Origin of the sequence: Nitrospira sp. (assembly GCA_024760525.1) — a bacterium.
In the GTDB taxonomy this organism is placed as follows: domain Bacteria; phylum Nitrospirota; class Nitrospiria; order Nitrospirales; family Nitrospiraceae; genus Nitrospira_D.
Window position 1 is genome coordinate 714185 of the sequence record CP060499.1, and the last position, 23529, is coordinate 737713.

Sequence of the window (23529 nt, forward strand, 5' to 3'; positions counted from 1 at the left end):
AGTGGCAAGGTATCGTGGTCCAGTCTGTCGGTTGTGTCGGCGAGAAGGTGAGAAGCTCTTTCTCAAGGGCACTCGCTGTATGACGGAGAAATGTGCCATCGAACGCCGGAGCTATCCTCCTGGGCAACATGGGCAGGGGCGTCAGCGTACCTCGGACTATAGCCTTCAGTTGCGCGAGAAGCAGAAGCTGCGTCGAATCTATGGTCTTCAGGAGTGTCAATTCCGTGGTGTGTTTGAACGTGCCGAGCGACAGACCGGGGTCACCGGCGATGCCTTATTGAGATTGCTCGAATGCCGATTGGACAATGTCGCGTACCGATTGGGGTTTGGGGCTTCTCGGAAACAAGCTCGTCAGATGGTCAGTCATGGCCATTTCACAGTGAACGGCAAGAAGATTACGGTGGCCGGTGCCTTGGTGAAACCAGGTGATGTGATTGAGATTCGTGAGCGGAGTCGAGATTTGGCGGCCATCCAAGCCGCGTTGGAATCCGTCGATAGCCGGGGGATTCCCGATTGGCTTGAACTGGATAAAGGGGCGTTCAAGGGAATTGTGCGGGCCTTGCCGGTAAAGGAGCAGATCGCGTTGCCGGTAAACGAACAGATGGTGGTGGAATTGTACTCACGATAGGTTGCCGGTCTGAATTTCATTCCGTTGGTTCAGGTCATCTGTCAATGTGTTCCTCACTCGATGGTATGGAGGGTGGGTCATGATCAAAGCGATGAAAGACTTTCAGATCCCAATGCGGGTGGAAGTCGACAAGGATGCGCATTCCCCCACATTTGGGCGGTTCACGACGGAAGCGTTTGAACGGGGGTTTGGCACCACGATCGGTAACGCCCTCCGTCGCATTTTGTTGTCGTCGCTTACGGGGGCTGCGGTTACGACGGTGAAGATCGAAGGAGTCGTGCACGAGTTTTCGACGATTTCGGGTGTGACGGAAGATGTTACGGCGATCATCCTGAATATCAAGAGCTTGCGGTTAGCGCTTCACACCGACAAGCCGAAGACCATTCGGTTGAAAAAGAAGGGCCCCGGAGAGGCGAAAGGCTCCGATATTCTTCACGACGCTGACGTGGCGATTCTGACGCCTGATTTGCATATCGCGACGCTCGACAAAGATGCGACGCTTGATATCGAAATGACCGTCAAGCATGGGCGAGGGTATGTGCCGGCCGAGCGCAATAAGGAAGAAGGATTGCCGATCGGGGTGATCGCCATCGATTCCATCTTCTCTCCGATCAAGCGTGTGAATTTCCATGTTGAGAATGCGCGTGTCGGGCGGATGACGGACTATGACAAGCTGACGATGGAGATCTGGACGGACGGCACCATCAGTCCACGGGACGCCCTTTCTACTGGAGCGGGCATTCTGCGCGAACATTTGGATATCTTTATCAATCCGGAGGAGCGCAGCGAAGGGAAAAGCGAAGCAGGGTACGAGGAGTCTCAGCGGGAAGTGAATAAGAATCTCTCCCGCAGCGTGAACGAGTTGGAGCTGTCGGTTCGCGCGGCCAATTGCCTGAAAAACGCGAATATCAAGACGATCGCGGATCTTGTGCAAAAATCGGAAGGAGAGATGCTTCGGACGAAAAACTTCGGGAAGAAGTCCCTCAACGAGATCAAGGAAATTCTTACTGAGATGGGACTTTCGTTGGGGACTAAAATCGAGGCTGCGTCGTCTCCGCACAATGGAAGTCCGAAGCCCGAGTAATGCTTTCTAGCCAAGGGGAATACCGTGCGACATAGGAAAAAAGGACGACAACTTGGGCGGCAGACCAAGCACCGAGGAGCGTTGTTCAGAAACTTGGTGACCTCGTTGCTGGATCAAGAGCGAATCGAGACCACGGGAGCGAAGGCCAAGGAGATCCGAGGGTTTACCGATCGTATGATCACACTTGGCAAGGAAGGGACGCTTCCTGCTCGACGGCGGGCATTGGGGTTTCTTCGCAGCAAGGCCGTTGTGTCCAAACTGTTCGCCGATGTTGCCGTAAGATTCAAGGATCGTTCGGGCGGATACACGCGAATTGTGAAAACTCGGCGCCGTATTGGAGATGCTGCTGAGATGGTGGCGATTGAGTTAGTGTCCCGCCCGGAAATAACGACCAAGAAGAAGTCGGCTGCTCGGACTGCACAGCCTGCGTCAGGCGAGACCGGAACGTCGGCGTAAGTTTCAAACAACCACACTCGGTTTGTACGTCAAGACTCCCGCGTGAAACCACGCGGGAGTCTTTTTGTTTCTGGTTCTCCGGAGGACGTTTACTTGACAAGCGGTGCATGCTACGATCGTGCCAGCTATCACCGTGGATCTATGTTGGGGGAATTCCTAACGCATGTGGGAACTCGTAGCGAGACGAACCCTCCTCACATTGAGCGTGCTCTTGGCCGCGTTTCTCGGCGTTCTTCTCTTCAGAAATGCTGACTCAGTGTCTACTGGCCAGGCGGTACCTTCCGGATCGATTGAACAAGCAGATGCCAAACTCTTGGAGTTCACCTTTACGCAGTCAAAAGGCGAGGTTGTCCAATGGCAAGTGCAGGCCAAGCAGGCTCGGCTATTTGAGCAAGAAAAGCGCGCGGTGCTCCGCGAGGTTGCCCTCATCTTCTATGGTGGGGAAGGTGAAGAAGTGACCGTGCATGGCGACGAAGGGACACTCGATACCGCAACGAAGGACTTTGCGTTGGCCAATCGTGATACGCCCATTGTCGTGGAAACCAAGAGCGGGTATACCATTTATACCAATCATTTGGTCTGGACGGATGAGGCTAAAGAAATTCGGACGGGGGATCCTGTGCGGATCGTGGGGCATGGGCTGGTGGTAACGGGACAGGGGTTGCTCGGGCGAATGGAGTCTGAAGAATTCGAGGTTTTACAAGATGTCCATGTGGATCTGGTACCTTCTTCTTAATGTCATCTTCGTCGGATCCACGTTGGCAGCTCCTTCAATGGAATCTGGAAACCTGAAGAGGAGTGTGGAAGCATCCGACGTGCCGACGACGATTACTTCCAAGAAAATGACGGTGCGAAACCAAGACAGCCAGGCAGTTTTCGAAGGAATGGTCGTGCTCACTCGCGGCCCACTCGTTGTCCACTCAGATAAGATGGTTGTCCTGTTCAATTCGCGAAACCGTGAGAACACGCAGTCGCCTCGTGGAGGAACGGATCAGGGGGATTCCGTTCACAACTCCCCGCCCAAGGAGAGTAATGCCGTATCCACGGTGTCGAATCGTTCCGTGAGCCGGATCGAGGCGACGGCTGACGCCCATCACGTCAAGATCAAGTATGAGAATGGCAACGCCACGTGCCAAAAAGCCGTGTATTTCGTTGACGGCGAAAAGATTGTGCTGACGGGCGATCCTGTGGCATGGGAAAAAGGGACCCGTGTCAGCGGCAAACAGATTACGATCTATTTGACGGAAGAGCGGAGTGTGGTGGAGGGAGGCTCCCATGTACGCATCGAAGGCGAGGGCCCGAACCAACCATGACTCAGAGTGTTCACGCTGAGCCTGGCGCACTCGTCGATTTGCCCCCTGCACGGGAGGGGGCATGTCTGCGAGCCACAGGATTGGTGAAAAGTTTTCGTAGCCGTAAAGTCGTCAAGGGTGTCGCGATCGAGGTGTACGCGGGTGAGGTGGTAGGACTTCTCGGTCCGAATGGGGCCGGGAAAACCACCATCTTCGACATGATGGTTGGTTTGTGTCAGCCCGATGAAGGAGAAATAACCTTCAAAGGGGAATCCGTCACCAATCTGCCGATGTATAAACGAGCGCGTAGGGGAATCGGGTATTTGCCGCAGGAGTCATCCGTCTTTCGACGGCTTTCGGTGGAGCACAATGTCTTGGCGATTCTCGAAATGCTGGGGTATGCTCGTCACGAACGGAGCCAACGAGTGGATGCGTTGCTCAAGGAATTGGATCTCATGCACATTCGAAAGAGCATGGCCTATGCGCTGTCGGGGGGAGAGCGACGGCGTTTGGAGATTACGCGTGCATTGGCGACCACGCCGTCCTTTATGCTATTGGATGAGCCATTTGCAGGGATTGACCCCATCGCGGTAGCCGATATTCAACAGATCATCACACGATTGAAAGAGAAGGGGATCGGTATATTGATCACCGATCACAATGTGCAGGAAACGCTGTCGATCGTTGACCGGGCGTATATCATTAACGAAGGATTGATTCTGGAATCGGGGCCTCCCGAAGTGATCGTGCAAAGTGAGACTGCCCGAGCGGTCTATCTTGGAGAACAGTTTAAGTTATAGAGGAATGAATCGTCCGCGATGAAACTGCGTCTTGATCTAAAGCTCAGTCAAAAGTTAATCATGACGCCGCAACTGCAGCAGGCCATCAAGTTGTTGCAGCTGTCTCGCCTCGAATTGCAGCAAAGCCTCACGCAACACCTTATGGAGAACCCTTTATTGGACGAGGTTCAAGCCGATGTGGAAGAAGGTGATCAGCTGGCCAATGAGGAAAAGGCTGAAGAAACGTCTACCTCGGCGGTGCAGGAGCAGTCGGCTGGGGCTGAAACGCCGGAAGAGCGAGGGTCGCCGGAGGAGTTTTCCGCTTCCGGATGGGAAGAATACTTTGGCAGGGATCGAAGGAACGGCGAGTCCGAATATTCTTCAGCGCAAGACGACTTTCCCTCATACGAACAAACTGTGGCAAAGGCGACCTCTCTAGAAGAACATCTTCTCTGGCAATTGTCCCTGTCCACACTTCCTGAGCGAGACAAGGAACTGGGTCGCTTGGTCATCGGCAATCTCGATGACGACGGATATCTTCGCATTTCGTTGGCTGAAGTGATCGTTGGAACCAGTTTTACTGAAGCCGAAGCAGAATCCGTGCTCAAGGACATTCAGACTTTCGATCCGACCGGCGTCGCTGCGAGGGATCTTCCTGAATGCCTGCTGTTACAGCTGGGGCATTTAGGTCGAAACCCCTTCGGTTCGCTCGGGTCACCTCCCGGAGCGCTGAAGGGATCCATTATTGAGAGCATCGTCCTGCATCATTTGAAGGACTTGGAAAAGAAGCAATATGCCAAGATCGCCAAGGCTTTGAACGTCACGGTCGAGGAAGTGTTTCAAGCCACGAAGATCATCGGAGAGCTCGAGCCCAAACCCGGGCGGCCGTTCACCAATACACAGAACTATGTCATCGTTCCCGATGTGTTTGTGGTTAAAAATGAAGGGGAGTGGGTTGTGCTGTTAAACGATGACGGGCTGCCGCGCATGAGGATCAGCCCATATTACAAGCAGCTCATTTCCTCGGGACAGGGCGGAACTCCGGAGACCAAAGCCTACATGGATGAAAAGTTGCGAGCCGCGCAGTGGGTTATCCGAAGCATTGAGCAGCGCAATAGGACGATCGTCAAAGTCGTTTCCAGTATCGTCAAGTTTCAGGAGCAATTTTTTGACCATGGCGTACAATATCTCAAGCCATTGGTTCTCAAGCAGGTGGCTGAAGATATCGGGATGCACGAATCGACGATCAGCCGTGTGACGGCTAACAAATATATGTACTGCCCGCAAGGTATGCTGGAGCTCAAGTTCTTCTTCAATGCCGGGCTCCAACGAGCCGACGAGCCTTCGGGGATGCATTCCTCCGTTTCCGTCAGAGACATGATTAAGACGATGGTGGCTGAAGAAGATGCCAAGCGTCCGTTGAAAGACGAAGAGATCGCCGCCAGACTTCGCCACCTGGGCGTGCTCATTGCGAGGAGGACGGTGGCCAAATATCGGGCTGAATTGAACATTCCTTCTGCCAGCCAGCGCAAACGGTTTTTTTGATCGCTGCCGCTTCGCATCCAACGTGATCCAAATTGGAGGTGAGCATGAAGTTGAGAATTACAGGCCGCCACATGGACATCACGCCGGCGCTCAGAAACTATGTGGAAACTCGATTCGGTCGATTGGATCGCTATGGGTTGAAGGTGGGATCACTCCAAGTTGTACTGGGAGTTGAAAAGCTTCAGCATAAGGGAGAAGTGACCGGTGCGGTCAGCGGCAAGCGAGTGCAAGCCAAGATATCGACCCCGGAGATGTATGCCACCATCGATGCGCTCGTCGACCGTGTGGATGCGCAGTTCCGAAAGTGGAAGGAGCGCCTCGTCAGTCATAAGCCAGCCAAGCCGAAGAGGGAGTGACCTGTTTCTCCCCAAAGCACCCGCAATGAACAATGCGAGCGGTGCTCCTGGCGGACTCCGCTGCAGCGAGGGAGGAGGAACGCGAGGCATCGTGTTTGCCACGGTAGGTCTCATGTGCGGAGGATTCGGTCGTGACGGTCTGATCCGGATATCTTCGGTAGCGGTCGAGGCAATCCTGGACCTATGGCTCGGCTCAATCTAGTCATCATCAGCGGGTTGTCGGGATCCGGAAAATCCTATGCCCTCAAGGCATTTGAGGATGCCGGGTATTTCTGTATCGACAATCTTCCTCCTGCTCTGCTTCCAACCTTTGTCGATCTTTGTCATCAGCAGCATGGCGAAATTGCAAATGTCGCTCTTGGTATCGATATTCGGGAACGCGTGTTTTTTTCGGATTTCGTCGAAATCCTGGAACGAGTCAAAGCGCTTGGCCATGCCGTTCAATTGCTCTTCTTCGAGGCTCGTGAAGAGGTATTGATCAGACGTTTCTCCGAATCCCGGCGGCCCCATCCCCTCTTGCCGAATCTTCCCGTTCTGGATGGTATCCGATATGAAAAAGAGCGCATGGCCGAACTTCGACGGCGGGCTGATCGTATCATCGATACCTCCGATCTGACGGTGCATGAGCTCGGTGAACTGCTTGCCAGGGAGTTCCAGAGGGAGTCATCGGACAGGCGGCTCATCATCTCACTCCTGAGTTTTGGGTATAAATTCGGTGTACCCTACGACATCGATCTGTTATTCGATGTGCGCTTTCTGAAAAACCCATTTTTTGTGCCCGATCTCAAGCCGCTTTCCGGAGATGACCCGCGGATCCGTCACTTCGTGCTGACGGATCCTGATGCCACCGCCTTCCTAGAACATGTCGAACAGTTACTGAAGTTCCTTCTGCCGCTGTTTCAGCGAGAGCGGCGTAGTTATCTCACGATCGCAATCGGGTGCACCGGTGGACGGCATCGCTCCGTGGCGATTGCCAGGAGCCTCAGCGAACACCTCGCCTCCTTGGGGTATGAGGTGGGGCTCAAACACCGAGATATCGATAAAACATAGGTTGTTGCCGGGTTGGCAGCCATCGTGTTCCTGCCGTGATCGCCCCCAAAAAGCCGTTTCCTTGACAGGTAGAGCATATTGACTATACTTAGCTTTGTGATTAACAAAAGCCATTAAATGGGTGTAAATACGGAAGTGAAACGTCTTACGCAGCATTCAAAACAGACAGGGTTCAAAGCGTATGAGATATGCGACTTGTTCGATATTTCGAAGGCCACGCTCTTTCGGTGGGAACGAGAGGGAGTTATCACTCAGCCGGCTCGTGATTGGAGAAATTGGCGGCTGTATACGCGAAAGAATGTGGACGAAATTGAGAAAGTTATTCGTGCCAGGAAAACCGTCGTGTAGAGTGGCAGGTAACGCATGCTGACTGTGTTTAAAAAGCTCGTAGAGACCGACATCATTGCGATGCTGACTCCTCGCCGGCAACTGGTGGGGCTTGATATCGGATCAAGTGCGATCAAGGTCGCCCAGCTTAAAGAAAGTAAGGGACGGTACTTTCTTCAAAAGTTCGGCGTGAAGCCGCTTGAGCCGGAAGTGATTGTCGACGGGACCGTTATGGACGAAGGTCGTGTGGTCTCGGCTATTCGGGAATTGTTCGATGAAGCCAACGTCAAGAATAAGCATGTCGCCATCTCGATCTCAGGGCATGCCGTCATAGTGAAGAAGATCAGTTTGCCGCCGATGCCGGATGACGAGTTGGAAGGACAGGTAAAATTGGCCGCCGAACAGTATATCCCTTTCGACATCAATGAGGTGAACATCGACTTTCATGTTCTGCCATCGGATGGGTCCGGTGATGGACACGGGGATATGGCGGTGATTCTCGTTGCTGCAAAGAAAGACAAAATCAATGAACTGACCGAACTGGTCAAGTCCGCCGGACTGGTTCCAATGGTCATGGATGTCGACGCCTTCGCAATCGAAAATATGCACGCGATTAATTATCCGATGGCACAGGAAGAAACGACGGCTCTGGTGAATCTTGGCGCGAGCGTGATGAATGTGAATATCATCCGCGCGGGGTCTTCCTTGTTTACTCGAGATATCGCGTTGGGGGGGAATCGGTACACCGAGGCTATACAACGCGAGATCGGACTGTCGTTTGAAGAAGCCGAAGAGAATAAGAAGAAGGACCGAGGGAGTGATTCGGGCGGGCCGTCCCTCAATAACGTCATAGACAGCGTGAATGCAGAGGTCGCGTCGGAGATCGCCCGGACGGTGGATTATTTCAAGACGTCGACCGCCGACTCCGAGCTCAATCGTGTTCTGGTCTGTGGCGGCGTAGCGAGGGCCAAGGGTTTGATTCAGCAGCTCGGTGATCGCATGCAGCTCCCGGTGGAATTGGCTGATCCATTCGCGGAGATCGATGTTGCGGGATGTGGCGTGGACCCCGACTTCCTGGCTGAGCTGGCTCCATCCGCAGCCGTCGGCATCGGTCTGGCTTTGAGAGCGGTGGGTGACAGATGATTCGCATTAACCTCCTCCCCGGCGGGCCCAAGGGAAGATCGGCCAAACCTCAATACGATGTCCGTGCGCAGGTGCTGCTCGGTGTCGGGGTGATCCTGGTCACGCTGGCCGGCTGTTGGTGGTATTCGGCGTCCTTGGATAGCGAACTGGAAGCTCGGCAAGAGGAAAAACGGGATAAGGAAAAGCAAGTTGCTCAGCTGAAAGAGCAGGTCAAGCAAGTCCACGATTTCGAGCAAAGGAAAAAGCTGCTTGAAGACAAGAACCGGATCATAGATCAGCTTGAGCAATCAAGAATGGGACCGGTGAAAGTTCTCGATCATGTGAGTCAAAGCGTAGAGCCGCTCAAAGTCTGGCTCACAAGGCTAGGCGTGTCTTCCGATGCGGTCGAATTAGAGGGAAAAGCGTTGACAAACGATGATGTAGTCGAATTCGTCAACAATTTGCGCCGCACGGATTACTTTACCGGTATCAATCTGCAGGAGAGTAAAGCTGCGGTCGAGAACAAGATCAATCTGTACCAGTTCCGGTTGGCCTTTCGTCTGAAAGGGTAGGAATGACGTTACCCCAACTCAATCTCGATGCTCTGCGTAATGTGCCGGCTGCGCAAAAGGCTGCCCTGTTGTTCCTCCTGGTCGGCGGCCTGGTTGCCGGTTTCTATTTCTATATCGTAGAGCCGAAGTCCGCAGCCATTGTGGCCGTCGAAGCTGAAAACTCCGGGTTGGAGAGTGAAATTCAAACCCTCACGATCAAAGTGAAACATCTCGATGAGTTAGTTGCGGCCAATAAACAGCTTGAAATTGAATTGGCCAAGAAGAAAGAGCGCCTCCCGCCGGAAGAAGAAGCGATCATGCTGTTGAAACAAGTATCCGACTTAGGGGTGCGCTTGGGGCTCGATATCAAACTATGGAAACCCGGCGCACAGACCGAAGATCCGTCGAAGCTCTTTGTCAAGATGCCGGTCAATGTCGAAGTGGCGGGTGTCTATCATACGGCCGCGCTGTTTTTCGACCGCATCAATCGACTCCCTCGGATTGTCACGGTGTCGGGCCTTAAGATGGGCTCTCCAAAAATTGAACAAGGGCGGATTGTGTCGCAAACAACGTTTGACCTGATCGCATATGCTGCGCCACAAGAAAAGCCGGTTTCCGGAGCATCAGCAAACGCTCCCAAAGTGGCTCAAGCCGGCAAATAGAGGATCGCGAAACCATGCGTCAATCGGATCTCAGCGAGAAGAAGGCTTGGAGATACTCCGTGGCAGTCGGTGTCGGCACAGTCTTTTCGTGGAGCATCCTTTTTGGGAGTGTGGCGGTTCAAGCTGAGCCATCTGCCATTCCTGGACAAGTCGCCCCGATGAGGCACAACACCATCAAAATGTCTTCCGATCCGGAAGTCCCACGGACCACTCCGCCGGCAATGGAAGCTCCATCGATGGGCGTCAATGCCCAGGCGCCTTCCCAGTTGCCATTAACGGATGGCGTGGCTGGGTCCGGGTATGACCCTTCGGGTCGGCGGGATCCGTTCGCCCCCATCATCCAGGAACTTCAGCCGGGGAGAACCGATACCACTCTTCCACCATTACAGCGGGTGACGCTGACGGAACTCAACCTGATTGCCATTGTATGGGGGGCCTACGGCTATACGGCTATGGTGCAGACTCCTGAGGGGCATGGGTATACCGTTCGACGAGGGACGAGGATCGGGCAAAACAACGGAGTGGTCAGCGCCATTACCGAGCGTGGCATCATTGTCCAAGAGCGGTTCACAGATGTGTATGGCACCAAGCAGGAGCGAGAATATGTCAAGCTCCTTCATCCCAAAGAGGGATCAGAATGAAACCATTATTTTGTCGCACAGGTAGCTTCCTGACAGCTGGATGTTTCATCGGAGCCGTGGGGCTGTCGCTCGCCGCTCTGATCATCTATACGGATACGGCTGTTGGTGCCGAAGAGATCGGCTCGATGAAGCGGAGTGATGTGGCGAGGGCAGAAAAGCCTACTCTGCGATTGCTCGCACAAGCCGTGACCGCAGTTGATGTGCGCCATGAAACTGACTCGGTGACGGTTGTTATCACCGGTGACGGTCAGTTATTCCCCGAGGCCAACTTCTTGGATGAGTCCCGGTTGATCATTGATATTCCAGCCGTTTCGTCCACCCTCAGGCGATCCGTGGTGCGAGCCGACCATTACCTGCTGAAGAAGATCAGAGTCGGGCATCATGCCGATAAGGTCCGGTTGGTGTTCGACGTGCCGGAGCGGCCGGTCTTTTCTCTCGCGCGCGAAGACAATAACGTCCTGGTCACCCTGAAACCGAGCGAACGGAAAGTACCTTCGGTGGTTGCTGCGCAATTGGAGAGAGAGGAAAGCGTTTCAATCGTCCCTCGAGCCCGCAAAGCTCTGTTTGAATCTGGAGACCATGTGGTCAGAAGAGCGGCGAGAATTGTCAGCCCGGCACAGCCTCAGTTCAAAGTGCAACGGGTTCAGATGGCGGGGGAGAGTGCTCCTGCCGAGAAGGACGACCGATCCGATGACCTTGTGGTAGGACAAACGCGGTTTGTAGGTCGGCGCATCTCGCTCGATTTTCAGCAGGCTGACATTACTAACATTCTCCGATTGATTGCGGAAGTCAGCGGCTTCAACATCGTCGTGGGAGATGGCGTCAAGTCGAAAGTTACGATGAAGATGGTCAGTGTGCCATGGGACCAAGCGTTGGACATGCTCTTGAAGATGAACGGGCTTGGCATGATTCGTCAAGGGAGCATTGTTTGGGTAGATTCGCTGGCGAATCTTGCCAAGCAGCAGGATGAAGAAGCACGGGCAAAGGATGCCAAGACCAAGGCAGAGGAACTCGTCGACCGTGTCTTCTATATCAGGAATCTTCAAGCGCAGGAGCTCATGCAATCGCTCCGACAAAACTTAAGCCCGCGCGGCCTGATGCAATTTAATGCGGGAAGCAACGCGTTGATCGTGCGAGACACGGAAACCAAACTAACGATCATTAAGCAGCTTGTGGAAGGACTGGATCTGGAGGTTCCTCAGGTGCAGATTGAAGCGCGCATCGTTCAAGCTGACACCGTCTACGCGAGAGGACTCGGCATTCAGTGGGGCTTCCAAGCGGGCAATCGCACACCTACCGATTTCTTTGCCCTCTCGAGCCTTACCGGTCCATTCGGGCAGATTGCCGGGACAGGAAACAATACGATCGATCGGTCCTTTCTGGTCAACTTGCCGGCCCAGGTCGGTGGATTACCAGCCGTTCCCTCGATCGGCTGGACCTTCGGCAAGCTTGGCGGCGATTTCGCCTTGGATATGCGGCTCTCAGCCGGAGAGTTGCTTGGCTTGACCAAAGTGATCGCCGCACCGAAGATCACCACACTGGACAAGCGGGAAGCAAAGATCTCCCAGGGCGAATCGATTCCGTTTCAAACAACATCCTTGCAAGGCACACAAACGACATTTGTCGATGCGAATCTGGAGTTGAACGTCACACCGCAGATCACCTCGCGCGATCCAAGGGAAGAGGCGAAACGAATCCTGATGCGCGTGCGGGCAACTCGTAATGCCGTCGGTGCACGGAGCAACCCGGCTGGGCCGAGTATTGATCGACGAGAAGCCACCACTCAGGTGATCGTCAGGGATGGCGAAACAATGGTGATCGGCGGAGTGTTCGTCGATACACAAGCCAACAATGTCCAAGGTGTTCCCTATCTCTCTCGCATGCCGGTTCTAGGCTGGTTATTCAAAAATAAGTCTGAATCGGTTGGGAAACAAGAGTTGCTCATTTTCCTCACACCGAGCATCATCAAGACCTAGCGACTATCTCAGGCGTGTGTTGACTACGAGCGTGGTGACGCCTTTCGGCGTCACCACGCTCTTGCTTTTATCCCATAGCGACCCCTTCAATACTACTTAGAGTCTGAGTGCCTTCTTCACTAGGTCCATCTTTTTAGTTTTGCCGAAGCTGTGTTACGATGCCCACCCGCTGTGGTGCGTGGGGGCGTATTGCGCAATGGAAACGATATGAAATTCTGTCTCTCAACAATATGCAGAGTGGCGAAATGACTCCAGCTTCAACGGTCATGGTTTCCCTAGCTGATAGAAGCTACGAGATTGTCGTTCAGACCGGGATTTTAGAGCGGCTCGGAAGGGAGTTGAAGAAGCAGGGAGTGAAAAGACAAGTAGGAATTGTGACTGATCGGAACGTGGCCCGGCACTATCTGAAGAACACGTGTGAGGTGATCAGGCGGTGCGGGATTGAGCCTGTTCCGATCGTGTTCCTTCCTGGAGAACGCTCAAAAACACTGAAGACGGTGGAACACGTTCTCGATGTGTTGGCACGTCATCGATTTGAGCGGTCGTCTCTCCTCTTGGCCCTGGGAGGGGGAGTCGTGGGCGACGTGGCTGGGTTTGCGGCCTCGATCTACCAGCGTGGCATCTCGTATGTCCAAGTCCCGACGACGCTTGTCGCCCAGGTAGACTCCAGCGTCGGAGGCAAGACAGGTGTCGATCATCGGCTGGGTAAAAATCTGATCGGATCGTTTTACCAGCCCCGCGCCGTATGGATCGATCCATCGACACTTCGGACGTTGCCTGCGCGTGAGTGGGTCGCGGGGCTTGCCGAGGTGATTAAGTATGGCATCATCGCAGACGCGCCGTTCTTTGCTTATCTGCAACGAAACATGCCGGAGTTACGGAAACAAACTCCTCATGTCGTCGCAACGGTGGTGAAGCGATCGTGTGAAATCAAAGCTGAAGTGGTCGCTGCGGATGAGCGAGAATCCGATCGGAGGCGCATCCTCAACTATGGACATACAATCGGGCATGCGCTTGAAGCGTTAGGGGGCTATCAGTCGCTTGTCCACGGGGAGGCTGTCGGCATTGGATTGGTCCAGGAAGCCGACCTCGCTTGTTTTCAGGGTATGTGTGCCCGTGCCGTCGTCGAAGAGATTCGGTGCCTTGTGAAGGAAGCGGGGCTAAGCGACCGGCTACCCCGGCGAGCTCCCGTGAAGATATGGAAGGCCATGCTCCATGATAAGAAAGTATCGGAGGGTCAGGTTGTCGGAGTGTGGCCGTTGCGCATTGGAGAGGTCCGGATAGCGCCGTTAGAGAAACGCGTCTTTGATCGGTGGCATGCGGCATCGCGGGCGACATAACTCAAGTCGAGATCATACTGAAACCTCCTTGTATAGGGACCACGCCAAGAGGAACAGCTCCTCATCATAAGCTGGCCCATTGTTTCTCAGAGTCATAATCCTGGTCGGCTGGAGTGCGATGAAGGTATTGCGGATCGCGATGGCACAAATGAACCCCGCTGTGGGGGATCTGAACGGCAATGTTCATCGGATCATGTATTGGCTCGGCGAGGCGAAAAAAGCCAAGGCCGACTTGGTCGCCTTTCCGGAACTGGCGATTACCGGCTATCCTCCCGAAGATCTTCTGCTCAGGCCGCAGTTTGTGGAAGATAATCTTCGTGCCCTGAACGAGATCATTCCCGCTTGTCGCGGCGTAGTTGCCGTTATCGGCTATGTGGGGCGAGGTGATCAACCTGACGCACGTTCATCGCAGTCATCGATTGTCTCAGCCCGTCAGCATACGCTCTCGAATGCGGCAGCGCTGATTGGCGATCGCAGGATGGTCGGCAGCTATAGCAAGCGGTATTTGCCGAACTATGGCGTGTTCGACGAAAGCCGGTATTTTCATCCAGGGCGGAGGCTTCCGTTGCTCGTGGTCAATGGAACGACGATCGGTGTGAACATCTGCGAAGACATTTGGCTCCCTCAAGGGCCTACCCGTGTTCAAGCAACGGCTGGGGCGGAGGTGATCGTCAACATCAATGCCTCTCCATTTCACGTCGGTAAAAGCCGTTCGAGGGAGCAGATGTTGGCGACCCGAGCGCGTGAAAGTGGAGTCATCGTGACCTATACGAATATGGTTGGAGGTCAAGACGAGTTGGTCTTTGATGGGAATAGTGTGATTCTCGATCGATCCGGCAATGTGATCGCACGCGGTGGCGCGTTCCGAGAAGAGTTGCTGGTAGCTGATTTACACGTGGGTGCCGTGCCCCCCAGGCGCGGGACTCGCGGACGGACGAGGGCATTGACGGGAAAGGTTGCTTCAATTGTCGATCGTCTCGCGGTGAACACGCCTGTGACAAAGAGGAAGCGAGATCGAATCGTACCGGGTTTGGCAGAGCCGTTGGGCGAGGTCCATGAAGTCTACCAGGCTCTGGTACTGGCGGTGAAGGACTATGTCAGCAAGAATGGGTTCAGGCGGGTCGTCATTGGGCTGAGCGGTGGGGTTGATTCAGCGTTGACCGCGGCGGTGGCCGTGGATGCGCTTGGGGCCACAAATGTCCTGGGGGTGTTCATGCCGTCTCCTTATACATCGCATGAGAGCGAAGAGGATGCTGTGGGTCTTGCGCAGGGCCTCGGCATCGACTTGAACGTCATTCCGATTACTCCGACGTTTGAGGCATATCGACAGTCGTTGGCTCCGTCATTCGGCGACCGCGCGGCAGATGTGACAGAGGAAAACCTTCAGGCGCGCATTCGCGGCAATATCCTCATGGCGATATCCAATAAGTTCGGTCATGTGGTTCTGACCACTGGGAATAAGAGCGAGCTGAGCGTGGGATATGCGACTCTTTACGGTGATATGGCCGGCGGGTTTGCCGTCATCAAGGATGTGCCGAAGACGATGGTCTATGACCTGGCGAGGTTCAGAAATGGGCGCGATTCGTCGCCTGTGATTCCCAAGCGCACACTGGACCGGCCACCGAGTGCCGAACTCAAACCCAATCAAAAGGACGAAGATACGCTGCCCCCATATGGGGTTCTCGATCCCATCCTTCAGGCGTATGTGGAAGAAGACCGCTCGCTCGATGAAATCGTGGAAGCCGGGTTTGATCGCGCCACGGTCGCTCGCGTGGTGAAGATGGTCGATAGCAGCGAGTTCAAGCGCCGTCAGGCACCCATCGGTGTCAAAATCACTCCTCGCGCCTTCGGCAAAGACCGGCGCATGCCGATCACCAACCGATACCGGAGTATGCGGTAGTAATACGGGTTTATTCCCAAACACATCGATATTACGGAGACATTTGCCCTCAGATCTGAATAAGAGTGGAGGAACTGGGGTGCTTTTCCCTTCGGCTCGTACAGTGACCGAGAGGTCGAGCGATTATGCGGACTTTGAACGATTTCCACGTTGAGTGCGCGGAAAGGATGGGCTATGATGGCTCTCCCAAGTCAGGCAGACGGATGGAGTGGCCATGGCTTTCGCGTGGCGATAGGCGTAGCTTACCGGTTAACTACATCGAACTCCTTAATGGTCCGATCTCAGAACCTTCACGGGTTCTTGAGCCAGCTGGGCAGGGAGGGCATCTACATGAAGTTGGTCGAGGCGATTGTCAAACCGTTCAAGCTCGAAGAAATCAAGGATGCCCTGCTGGAAATCGGTGTCCAAGGCATGACCGTGTCCGAGGTCAAAGGGTTCGGACGTCAGAAGGGCCATAAGGAAATGTATCGGGGGCAAGAGTATACGATCGAATTTGTGCCCAAGGTCAAGATCGAAGTCGCCGTGACGGATGCGCAGGTGCCACGGGTGACCGAGGCCATCATTCGCGCCGCTAAAACCGGCAGTATCGGTGATGGGAAAATTTTTGTTCGAGAATTGAGCGAGGCGGTGCGTATTCGGACAGGAGAAACCGGAGAAACCGCATTGTGAGGGAAGGGGATTCAAGCGGTGGAACATCATTGCAAAGGATCTCGTAAAGGAGGAAGGGAATGAACGTGCGTGAGGTGTTGGAGTTCGCCAAGAAGCACAGAGTGCAGATGGTGGACTTGAAATTCGTCGATCTGCCGGGCGTGTGGCAACATATGACGATCCCCGTGAGCGAACTGACCGAGACGCTGTTCAAGGACGGTTCCGGTCTGGATGGATCATCGATTCGCGGCTGGAAGGCCATCAACAACAGTGACTTGTTGGTAGTGCCCGACCCGGCGACGGCCTGTTTGGATCCCTTTACCGCGGTGCCGACACTCAGCATGACCGGCAACGTCGTGGATCCGATCTCCCGTGAAAATTACGACAGAGATCCCAGATTCATCGCTCAGAAGGCGGAGCGGTATCTTCAGAGCACCAAGATCGGGGACAGTTCATTCTGGGGTCCGGAAGCTGAATTTTTCATCTTCGACCATGCCCGCTACGATCAGAACAGCCACAGCGGCTTCTATTATCTGGATTCTGAGGAAGGCGCATGGAACATGGGGCAAGAGGGGCTCAACCTCGGCGGCAAGATCCGCCACAAGCAAGGGTATTTCCCCGTGGCTCCCGCAGATACCCAACAAGATATCCGAAGCGAAATGGTCCTTGAAATGGAAAAGGTCGGCATCGTGGTGGAAAAGCATCATCACGAGACGGCCTCGGCCGGGCAGGCCGAGATCGATATTCGATTTGATTCCCTGTTGCGGACTGCGGACAAGATGATGATGTACAAGTACATCGTCAAAAACGTGGCCCGTCGACATGGGAAGACGGCGACATTCATGCCGAAACCGCTGTTCAATGATGCGGGATCCGGAATGCACACGCACCAGAGTATTTGGAACGATGGAAAACCACTCTTTGCCGGGAAAGATTATGCCGGCATTTCACAGCTCTGTTTGTATTATATCGGCGGTATTCTGAAACATGCGCCGGCGTTGGCGGCGTTTACCAACCCGACGACGAATTCCTACAAACGCATCACACCGGGATTCGAAGCTCCCGTGCTGCTGGCCTATTCCAGTCGGAATCGATCGGCCGGGATCCGTATTCCGATGTACTCCCCGAGTCCGAAAGCCAAGCGGATCGAGGTGCGGTTTCCGGACCCGTCCTGCAATCCGTATTTGGCATTCTCCGCGATGCTCATGGCGGGGCTGGACGGCATTCAAAACAAGATCAACCCCGGCGAACCGGCTGAAAAAGACCTCTATGATCTCGATCCCAAAGAGGCCGCCAGTATCCCGACGATGCCCGGGAGCCTTGATGAAGCGATCAGCAGCCTGGAAAAAGATCATCAGTTTCTGCTCAAAGGAGAGGTATTTACCGAGGATCTGATCGAAGCCTGGGTCGGCTATAAACGAAACAAGGAGATCGATGCGATGCGGTTGCGTCCGCATCCGTATGAGTTTTTCTTGTACTACGATGTTTAGCGAAAGAGAGCCAGAGTGACTTGCGAGATGCCCTGTTCGACGGTCAGGGCTTCTTGCACGCAATCTGCCACAGGGCATGGTTGAGGCTTTGAGTCTCAATAGGCTGCCAACGGCCATTTTCGATGTAGCCGGACGCCGACTTGCCGGTACCCATCTGCCTGGAAAATTCCACAATTTGCAGCACGCGAACCAGAGATTGCGCACAATCAAATTCCTTGTGGGTCTTGCTGGACAAGAATCGTGTCGTGTCATTCCACTGGATGTCCGTGAGTTGCCAGAGGGTCGCGCGGCTCCCGTTCCGACGAATCGTCTCCGGATCGAAGTACACGGTTTCCAAGCCGGCAGGTTGGGACTGTTTCTCGACGGCCACCCATCCCGCAAAGACCGGCCCGTCGCTGAGGATCAGCATAGCAACAAACACCAATCGGATCATGACGGCGCACCCGGTTCGTTTTCTACTTCATGAGCCATACAGGTTGAGAGCGGATGGCATAAGGGCAAACGGGCAAAAAATCAAGCGGCAAATTGCAGGGTGGCGAACCAAGAGATTCCGTTCCATCGACCTCTTGAGCCTCATCCTGGCTTAGAGTATGCTCGCGTTCATAACCGGGGAGGGTGACGATGCCGAAGCGAGTTCGTACGGGGTTGACGCGGAGTGATATTCTCGATCGGTATGTCGAACGGTTCAAGCAGCAGCTCGTGAAGTTTCAGCCGTTTCTCTCGCGCAAGCGCGGGTCCGTTTCGCTTGAGGATTTCGACGAAGCAGCTGAAGAGCTGATCGGCCAGGTGTTCGGTGCCGCCTCCGATGAATCCGAAGCCTACCTCCTTGCGAAAACGGGAGAGTCGGCACTCTTACCGGAAGAAGCGCAGGAAAGCGGGACGCACAATGTGGAGCGCGAAAGTCTGCAGCAGCGGCGCCAAGTGCTGGAAAGCTGCCTGGCTGACCTCGAATTGCGCCGGCGTGTGCAGGCAACTAGGAAGGCAAAAGGAGTTGGGCAGGCACTCGTCGCAGATTATATGTCGCACGAGGTCCGAAGCATCCATAGAGAGGCCTCGATTAAACAAGCGGGGCAGATGTTGCAGAAACACAAAGTCGGCTCACTGATCGTGGACGATGGGTCTCGTTATATCGGGATCATCACCGATTCCGATGTCACCCGCAAAGCGGTCGCCAAAGGGTTGGATCCCAACAGCACCACTGTCGCCACCTGCATGAGCCGATCAATCGTGACCATCGAAGAAGATGAGTCCTTAGCGGACGCCATGTCGCTGATGAAGAAGCAGGGCATCCGGCATCTGCCTGTGACTGCCGATGCCACCATCATCGGCGTACTTTCCGTTTCAGATCTCCTGCGTGCCTTGGAAGCGCAGATATCGTCCTAACGTCATGTCCCGCACCACGCGCGCATGGCGGCAGGGGCGGCAATCCAGCCACTTGTGAGTGAGTACGTCGACTGCCTGCAGCGATGCCGTAGCGGCCAGGCCGGCAATCGGTTCCTCCTTGGCAATCTGTGCCACGCCTCCCACCCATTTTGTCCGAGGGATCACCAAGAAAAGTACGACGCCGGTTACTCGACGGAGTGGCCTTCCAGAAAAACCGCTTGCTCCAGGGTGCGGAAGAACTGCTGGTAGGGCAGGGGATCCTCGACAGCACGAAGATAGAACTGAGCGCTGGCCCGCACGACGAGTTGCACGTCGTTGCGGTTGCGGACGGTGACGGTCAGCCGCACCAGGTCGCTGCGCTGATAGAAAGGACCCCAGGCACGGTAGTTTCTGGTGAGAAACAGGAGTGTGTCCGGCTGGTAAAGAAAATAGGACGGATCGATGAAGGTCGGTTCCTCAAGATCGACAAATTTCTTGCCGGACACGATTCCCAGCTCCTCATCGAGCACCTCGATCTTGCAGTTCAGATCTTGCAAGGTCATGACGATCGCCTGGAGCATCTTGCGCCGGTCTTTGGTATCGAACACGCGTGTTTGTGCGGCACGGACCTTGACCTGACTCTCCTCGGACAGCCAGATCTGTGTCCGCGCGTCGGATTGATTGTCGTGCCGCATTTCGTAAGGCGAACAGGCCGTGCAGAACGTTGCTACGGCCAGCAGCATCGTAGGCAACCATTGTTGAGGCGATGGCAAATCGAGCGATCTGAGGGCGATCATGACGATGGTTTGGATTCCTGAGAGAGAAACAGGGTTCGCTGCAATGCCGCGAAGAAGTTCTGGTACACCTTGGGATCCTCGATGGGCTTGTTGTTGTAGATGGCATTGGCGCGAATGCTCATTTTCTCCGCCGTCTCCTGCCGCACCGTCACGGTGATCGTCACGACGTCGTAGTAGTTGGGTTCGGCGAATCGTGCCGCGGTGACAAGTCCAAGTCCTTCGTTGGCCCGTTCGATGATGAAGCCGAGGTCCTGGAGCGAGGCGATGACTCCGCGGATGGCGGCGTTGCGATCAGCCAGATCGAAAGTCCTCGTCTGAAGGCTCCGGATCTTCATCTGTGCCTCGGTCGGGGCGAGCAAATCCTGTTTCACTTCCGGCGGGACGCATCCATAGAGGAAGAGGGTTCCGGCGAATAGGACGCCGGTGCAGATCATCGTGGTTTGCATCGTGAGCCTTTCCATGGCACGGCTTCAGATTCGATGGGCCTCGAGAAACACGGCTTTGGAGAGCTTGGCAAAAAATTGCTGATAAATCTCCGCATCGCGGACCATTTCCATATATTGCGTCCCGGGCGGAATGTACTGGCGATCGATCTGGCCATCTCCCTTCCAGACGACCCGGTAGAACACAATGCGGACTTCCTGGCGGGTCGCTTCCCGGTCGAGCGGACGGGACACGAGGGCCGCGGCGATCCTCTGATGCAGATCCACCGGCTGTAAGACCTTCCCTAACGAGAGGAAGAACCATAGCGCCTTTCCGGCATATTGACCGTATTCACGGGCACTGCGCTCCTTCGCAGCGCGCAGGAAGCCGGCTTCCCGCTGGCTTTCTTCAATCTGAAATCCCAAATCCTGGAGCACGGCGGCCGAGGCTGAGAGAAGTTCCTGCTCGTTCGGCGTTTCGAACATGCGAGTCTGCATAGCCCGATGTTTGGGAACGTCCGGTGTGAGAGCGAAAAGGTCGGCCGGTTCGGTCTGGGCGACACAGCCGTTTAGGAATGTAAGAGCCAGGATCGGAAGAAGAAGTCTTTTCCCCATAACCCTGATGCGGATCCCTCTCACGGGCGGATCAGAACTGGGTGGAGTTGTAGGCAAAGTCTCGGACCTTCTTTTCTTCATCGTACTTGATGATGATGGTCAGAGTACGTTGGCGTTGTGAGCTCGAGCTGTCACGTGATGTGGTGCCGAGAATGATGATGCTTGCAAAGGATGAGCTGGCCGTGTCGACGCGATCAGTCGAGACCTTGTCGTAGATCCAGACCTCGCGCCGCTTCTCGTCCGTCGTCACGATATTGGGACTCCCCAGCAGTTCGGCCACCTGAGAGGCAGGCATCCCGACTTTGACCTCACCCTGCACCTTGCCGACGGTGAGACGGTCTTCCTTAATTTCGGCCTTATTGCCGCCGCAACCTATGGTTGCCATGATCAGACAAAGACTCAGAATCGTCCATGTAGATTTCATTGATGGGTTCCCCTTTCTGTCGTCCCTGTGTGGCGCAGACGTGACTCTGAGCACAGGCTACTGTGCCTGAGGCGAGGTGTCAATGACGGGAGAGTAAGGGGAGAGAGGCCAAGCATTGAGCGGCCGTGTGCCGGCGAATGGGGCTGCGGCTCATCCTCTTGAAGAAAGATACCCGTTTTCTCACTGCGATCGGGTACACTGCGCGTCACCCGTCATGCCGCCGATCATGCTGCTCAGTTGCGAGTCTCTTGGGAAAAGCTTCGGTATCAAACCGTTGTTTACTGATCTGTCGCTCGGACTGGCCGACGGCGACCATGTCGGCCTGATCGGCCCCAACGGTTCCGGGAAATCCACGTTGCTCAAGATCCTCGCCGGCCTTGAGGTGCCGGATAGTGGGACCCGATCCATACGGCGGCAGATCCGCATCGGCTATGTCCCGCAGGAGCCCTCCTTTGCCGAGCAGCACTCGGTGGAGGACACGCTGGTCCAAGTCCTTCTCGACGAGGGACTGGATCCGCATGAGCATGGCGGGAGAATTGCCAAAGCGCTCAGCCTCGGAGGATTTGTTCGATCCGATCAGGTGGTCTCGACACTTTCGGGAGGATGGAAGAAGCGGTTGGCGATCGCACGGTCACTGATGCTGGAACCGGACGTGCTGCTCATGGACGAGCCGACTAACCATCTGGACCTCGACGGCATCCTTTGGCTTGAAGACCTGCTGAAAGCCGAACCCCATGCGTTCATCGTCATTAGTCACGATCGCCGGTTCCTGGAATCGGTGACCACGCGGATCTGGGAATTGAACCGGAGATACGCCAATGGCCTCTTTCAGGCGAACGGGCGGTACAGCGAGTTCCTGGAGCAGCGCGACGCGGCCTTACAGGCGCAGGCCGACTATCAGGCATCATTGGCCAATCGGGTCCGGCGCGAAGTGGAATGGCTCAGGCGTGGCCCCAAAGCCCGCACGACCAAGGCCAAGGCCAGAATTGACTCGGCGGGACGGCTCATCGACGAACTGCAGGATATCGAGTCGCGGCAGGGGAATGCGTCGGCCGGAATCGACTTCGCGGCTTCCGGTCGAAAGTCGAAACAATTGTTGGTTGCAAAGGAAATCGGGAAAACACTCGGCGGCAAGCCGATCGTGTCCTGCCTCGACCTCATGATAGGGCCAGGCGAACGGATCGGTCTTCTGGGCCCCAATGGCGGCGGCAAGACCACTCTCCTCAAACTCTTGGCGGGCACGTTGCCGACAGACAGCGGCGCCATCACCCGAGCCGATCGGCTCCGGGTCGTGACCTTCGACCAACATCGCGAGTCGCTGGACCAGCAGGCCACGTTGCGGCGTGCCCTCGCTCCTGCCGGTGGCGATGCCGTCGTGTACCAGGATCGGTCCGTGCATCTGGTCTCATGGGCCAAGCGTTTTCTGTTCAGGCCGGAGCAGCTGGATTTGCCGGTCTCCCGTCTGTCGGGCGGAGAGCAGGCCCGGTTGCTGATCGCTCGACTCATGCTTCAGCCGGCGGATCTCTTGATCCTCGACGAACCCACGAACGATTTGGATATCCCGACGCTCGATGTGCTGGAAGACAGCCTGCTGGAATTCGAGGGCGCACTTGTTCTAGTGACGCACGACCGGTGGCTGCTGGACCGAGTCTCCACCAGACTTCTTGCCCTGGATGGGACGGGCCGCGCCGAGTGGTTCGCCGACTATGCCCAATGGGAAGCCGCGCAGGCAAAAAAAACGACGCAAGAACGAAAATCTCAGATTGCAAAGGAAAGTCCTGCCTCGGCGGGACCGTCCAAACGGAAAGGCTTGTCGTACAAAGAACAGAAAGAATGGGATCAGATCGAAATCACCATTCAGAAAGCCGAAGAACGGGTCGTTGCTTGCCAAATGGCGGCAAATGATCCATCCATTGCTTCCTCCGCCGCTGAATTACAAGAACGCTACGCGGCGCTGCATGTCGCGCAAGCTGACGTCGAGCGCCTCTACGCCCGCTGGGCCGAATTGGAGGAGAAACGCGCTCAAGCCATCGGTAGCACCCAGTAAATTGCTGACCAGAAA

General features: G+C 55.1%; 27 protein-coding genes. 21 read left to right on the plus strand and 6 right to left on the minus strand.

The features are described 5' to 3' along the window. The first annotated feature begins 1 nt into the window (after nt 1). The 19 genes from rpsD to glnA all read left to right on the plus strand — a co-directional run bounded on the left by rpsD (nt 2) and on the right by glnA (nt 17847). Nucleotides 2–628 carry a 30S ribosomal protein S4 gene (gene rpsD / locus H8K04_03460; GenBank protein ID UVT16630.1) on the plus strand — a complete coding sequence of 209 codons (627 nt, stop codon included), beginning with the start codon at nt 2–4 and terminating at the stop codon, nt 626–628. A gap of 79 nt (nt 629–707) precedes the next feature. Then, entirely contained in the window at nt 708–1712 is a 1005-nt protein-coding gene (locus H8K04_03465; GenBank protein UVT16631.1) for a DNA-directed RNA polymerase subunit alpha, read from the plus strand. Between the two features lie 24 nt (nt 1713–1736). Then, entirely contained in the window at nt 1737–2168 is a 432-nt protein-coding gene (gene rplQ / locus H8K04_03470; protein ID UVT16632.1) for a 50S ribosomal protein L17, read from the plus strand. 163 nt (nt 2169–2331) lie between these two features. Then, nucleotides 2332–2904 (plus strand): LPS export ABC transporter periplasmic protein LptC, encoded by a 573-nt coding sequence (gene lptC, locus H8K04_03475; protein ID UVT16633.1) that lies wholly within the window; start codon nt 2332–2334, stop codon nt 2902–2904. A 64-nt stretch (nt 2905–2968) separates the two neighbouring features. Then, nucleotides 2969–3481 (plus strand): hypothetical protein, encoded by a 513-nt coding sequence (locus tag H8K04_03480; GenBank protein ID UVT16634.1) that lies wholly within the window; start codon nt 2969–2971, stop codon nt 3479–3481. Beyond that, the gene (lptB, locus tag H8K04_03485; protein UVT16635.1) at nt 3478–4260 is read left to right on the plus strand and encodes an LPS export ABC transporter ATP-binding protein; all 783 of its coding nucleotides are present in this window, start codon (nt 3478–3480) and stop codon (nt 4258–4260) included. Before H8K04_03480 ends, lptB begins: the two co-directional genes overlap by 4 nt. Nucleotides 4261–4278: 18 nt before the next feature. Beyond that, nucleotides 4279–5784: an RNA polymerase factor sigma-54 gene (rpoN, locus tag H8K04_03490; protein ID UVT16636.1), complete on the plus strand. Its 1506-nt coding sequence runs from the start codon at nt 4279–4281 to the stop codon at nt 5782–5784. Nucleotides 5785–5828: 44 nt separating this feature from the next. Continuing rightward, a complete protein-coding gene (gene raiA / locus H8K04_03495) occupies nt 5829–6140 on the plus strand; it encodes a ribosome-associated translation inhibitor RaiA (GenBank protein UVT16637.1) in 312 nt (103 codons plus the stop codon). A gap of 183 nt (nt 6141–6323) precedes the next feature. Next, nucleotides 6324–7190: an RNase adapter RapZ gene (rapZ, locus tag H8K04_03500; GenBank protein ID UVT16638.1), complete on the plus strand. Its 867-nt coding sequence runs from the start codon at nt 6324–6326 to the stop codon at nt 7188–7190. Nucleotides 7191–7307: 117 nt separating this feature from the next. After that, on the plus strand, nt 7308–7538 hold the full coding sequence (locus H8K04_03505; GenBank protein UVT16639.1) for a MerR family transcriptional regulator: 231 nt from the start codon (nt 7308–7310) through the stop codon (nt 7536–7538). A gap of 15 nt (nt 7539–7553) precedes the next feature. Further along, nucleotides 7554–8660 carry a type IV pilus assembly protein PilM gene (pilM, locus tag H8K04_03510; protein ID UVT16640.1) on the plus strand — a complete coding sequence of 369 codons (1107 nt, stop codon included), beginning with the start codon at nt 7554–7556 and terminating at the stop codon, nt 8658–8660. Then, complete coding sequence (locus tag H8K04_03515) at nt 8657–9211, plus strand: PilN domain-containing protein (protein ID UVT16641.1); 555 nt, start codon at nt 8657–8659, stop codon at nt 9209–9211. Before pilM ends, H8K04_03515 begins: the two co-directional genes overlap by 4 nt. Nucleotides 9212–9213: 2 nt before the next feature. Next, entirely contained in the window at nt 9214–9852 is a 639-nt protein-coding gene (gene pilO / locus H8K04_03520) for a type 4a pilus biogenesis protein PilO (protein UVT16642.1), read from the plus strand. Nucleotides 9853–9866: 14 nt separating this feature from the next. Then, complete coding sequence (locus H8K04_03525) at nt 9867–10493, plus strand: pilus assembly protein PilP (GenBank protein ID UVT16643.1); 627 nt, start codon at nt 9867–9869, stop codon at nt 10491–10493. Further along, nucleotides 10490–12469 (plus strand): type IV pilus secretin PilQ, encoded by a 1980-nt coding sequence (gene pilQ, locus H8K04_03530; GenBank protein ID UVT16644.1) that lies wholly within the window; start codon nt 10490–10492, stop codon nt 12467–12469. Before H8K04_03525 ends, pilQ begins: the two co-directional genes overlap by 4 nt. Before the next feature lie 245 nt (nt 12470–12714). Beyond that, the gene (aroB, locus tag H8K04_03535) at nt 12715–13809 is read left to right on the plus strand and encodes a 3-dehydroquinate synthase (protein ID UVT16645.1); all 1095 of its coding nucleotides are present in this window, start codon (nt 12715–12717) and stop codon (nt 13807–13809) included. 118 nt (nt 13810–13927) lie between these two features. Next, nucleotides 13928–15709, plus strand: coding sequence for an NAD+ synthase (locus tag H8K04_03540; protein UVT16646.1), 1782 nt, complete (start codon nt 13928–13930; stop codon nt 15707–15709). Between the two features lie 330 nt (nt 15710–16039). Next, a complete protein-coding gene (locus tag H8K04_03545; GenBank protein UVT16647.1) occupies nt 16040–16378 on the plus strand; it encodes a P-II family nitrogen regulator in 339 nt (112 codons plus the stop codon). A gap of 59 nt (nt 16379–16437) precedes the next feature. Further along, nucleotides 16438–17847, plus strand: coding sequence for a type I glutamate--ammonia ligase (gene glnA / locus H8K04_03550; protein ID UVT16648.1), 1410 nt, complete (start codon nt 16438–16440; stop codon nt 17845–17847). 43 nt (nt 17848–17890) lie between these two features. Here the strand turns inward: glnA and H8K04_03555 are convergent, their stop codons facing one another. After that, a complete protein-coding gene (locus H8K04_03555; GenBank protein ID UVT16649.1) occupies nt 17891–18280 on the minus strand; it encodes a hypothetical protein in 390 nt (129 codons plus the stop codon). Between the two features lie 188 nt (nt 18281–18468). On the opposite strand from H8K04_03555, the gene H8K04_03560 reads away from it, so the two are divergent. After that, complete coding sequence (locus H8K04_03560) at nt 18469–19230, plus strand: CBS domain-containing protein (protein ID UVT16650.1); 762 nt, start codon at nt 18469–18471, stop codon at nt 19228–19230. On the opposite strand, the gene H8K04_03565 is transcribed toward H8K04_03560, so the two are convergent. Genes H8K04_03565 through H8K04_03585 form a run of 5 tightly spaced genes read right to left on the minus strand, consistent with a single transcriptional unit; the run spans nt 19189 to nt 21467 of the window. Beyond that, nucleotides 19189–19365 carry a hypothetical protein gene (locus H8K04_03565; GenBank protein UVT16651.1) on the minus strand — a complete coding sequence of 59 codons (177 nt, stop codon included), beginning with the start codon at nt 19363–19365 and terminating at the stop codon, nt 19189–19191. The genes H8K04_03560 and H8K04_03565 overlap by 42 nt on opposite strands. 50 nt (nt 19366–19415) lie before the next feature. Further along, complete coding sequence (locus tag H8K04_03570; GenBank protein UVT16652.1) at nt 19416–20006, minus strand: hypothetical protein; 591 nt, start codon at nt 20004–20006, stop codon at nt 19416–19418. After that, a complete protein-coding gene (locus tag H8K04_03575) occupies nt 20003–20452 on the minus strand; it encodes a hypothetical protein (protein ID UVT17847.1) in 450 nt (149 codons plus the stop codon). Before H8K04_03575 ends, H8K04_03570 begins: the two co-directional genes overlap by 4 nt. Before the next feature lie 24 nt (nt 20453–20476). Next, complete coding sequence (locus tag H8K04_03580) at nt 20477–21043, minus strand: hypothetical protein (protein ID UVT16653.1); 567 nt, start codon at nt 21041–21043, stop codon at nt 20477–20479. A 31-nt stretch (nt 21044–21074) separates the two neighbouring features. Next, complete coding sequence (locus tag H8K04_03585; GenBank protein ID UVT16654.1) at nt 21075–21467, minus strand: hypothetical protein; 393 nt, start codon at nt 21465–21467, stop codon at nt 21075–21077. A gap of 214 nt (nt 21468–21681) precedes the next feature. Between H8K04_03585 and H8K04_03590 the strand changes: the two genes are divergently transcribed. After that, the gene (locus H8K04_03590; GenBank protein UVT16655.1) at nt 21682–23514 is read left to right on the plus strand and encodes an ABC-F family ATP-binding cassette domain-containing protein; all 1833 of its coding nucleotides are present in this window, start codon (nt 21682–21684) and stop codon (nt 23512–23514) included. Nucleotides 23515–23529 lie beyond the last annotated feature (15 nt).

Bases quoted from the DNA above. Each gene is read 5' to 3' on its own strand.
- H8K04_03465 (UVT16631.1), top strand. From the start codon at position 708: ATGATCAAAGCGATGAAAGACTTTCAGATCCCAATGCGGGTGGAAGTC.
- lptC (UVT16633.1), top strand. From the start codon at position 2,332: ATGTGGGAACTCGTAGCGAGACGAACCCTCCTCACATTGAGCGTGCTC.
- lptB (UVT16635.1), top strand. From the start codon at position 3,478: ATGACTCAGAGTGTTCACGCTGAGCCTGGCGCACTCGTCGATTTGCCC.
- rpoN (UVT16636.1), top strand. From the start codon at position 4,279: ATGAAACTGCGTCTTGATCTAAAGCTCAGTCAAAAGTTAATCATGACG.
- raiA (UVT16637.1), top strand. From the start codon at position 5,829: ATGAAGTTGAGAATTACAGGCCGCCACATGGACATCACGCCGGCGCTC.
- rapZ (UVT16638.1), top strand. From the start codon at position 6,324: ATGGCTCGGCTCAATCTAGTCATCATCAGCGGGTTGTCGGGATCCGGA.
- H8K04_03505 (UVT16639.1), top strand. From the start codon at position 7,308: ATGGGTGTAAATACGGAAGTGAAACGTCTTACGCAGCATTCAAAACAG.
- pilM (UVT16640.1), top strand. From the start codon at position 7,554: ATGCTGACTGTGTTTAAAAAGCTCGTAGAGACCGACATCATTGCGATG.
- H8K04_03515 (UVT16641.1), top strand. From the start codon at position 8,657: ATGATTCGCATTAACCTCCTCCCCGGCGGGCCCAAGGGAAGATCGGCC.
- pilO (UVT16642.1), top strand. From the start codon at position 9,214: ATGACGTTACCCCAACTCAATCTCGATGCTCTGCGTAATGTGCCGGCT.
- H8K04_03525 (UVT16643.1), top strand. From the start codon at position 9,867: ATGCGTCAATCGGATCTCAGCGAGAAGAAGGCTTGGAGATACTCCGTG.
- pilQ (UVT16644.1), top strand. From the start codon at position 10,490: ATGAAACCATTATTTTGTCGCACAGGTAGCTTCCTGACAGCTGGATGT.
- aroB (UVT16645.1), top strand. From the start codon at position 12,715: ATGACTCCAGCTTCAACGGTCATGGTTTCCCTAGCTGATAGAAGCTAC.
- H8K04_03540 (UVT16646.1), top strand. From the start codon at position 13,928: ATGAAGGTATTGCGGATCGCGATGGCACAAATGAACCCCGCTGTGGGG.
- H8K04_03545 (UVT16647.1), top strand. From the start codon at position 16,040: ATGAAGTTGGTCGAGGCGATTGTCAAACCGTTCAAGCTCGAAGAAATC.
- glnA (UVT16648.1), top strand. From the start codon at position 16,438: ATGAACGTGCGTGAGGTGTTGGAGTTCGCCAAGAAGCACAGAGTGCAG.
- H8K04_03555 (UVT16649.1), bottom strand. From the start codon at position 18,280: ATGATCCGATTGGTGTTTGTTGCTATGCTGATCCTCAGCGACGGGCCG.
- H8K04_03560 (UVT16650.1), top strand. From the start codon at position 18,469: ATGCCGAAGCGAGTTCGTACGGGGTTGACGCGGAGTGATATTCTCGAT.
- H8K04_03570 (UVT16652.1), bottom strand. From the start codon at position 20,006: ATGATCGCCCTCAGATCGCTCGATTTGCCATCGCCTCAACAATGGTTG.
- H8K04_03575 (UVT17847.1), bottom strand. From the start codon at position 20,452: ATGCAAACCACGATGATCTGCACCGGCGTCCTATTCGCCGGAACCCTC.
- H8K04_03580 (UVT16653.1), bottom strand. From the start codon at position 21,043: ATGGGGAAAAGACTTCTTCTTCCGATCCTGGCTCTTACATTCCTAAAC.
- H8K04_03585 (UVT16654.1), bottom strand. From the start codon at position 21,467: ATGAAATCTACATGGACGATTCTGAGTCTTTGTCTGATCATGGCAACC.
- H8K04_03590 (UVT16655.1), top strand. From the start codon at position 21,682: ATGCCGCCGATCATGCTGCTCAGTTGCGAGTCTCTTGGGAAAAGCTTC.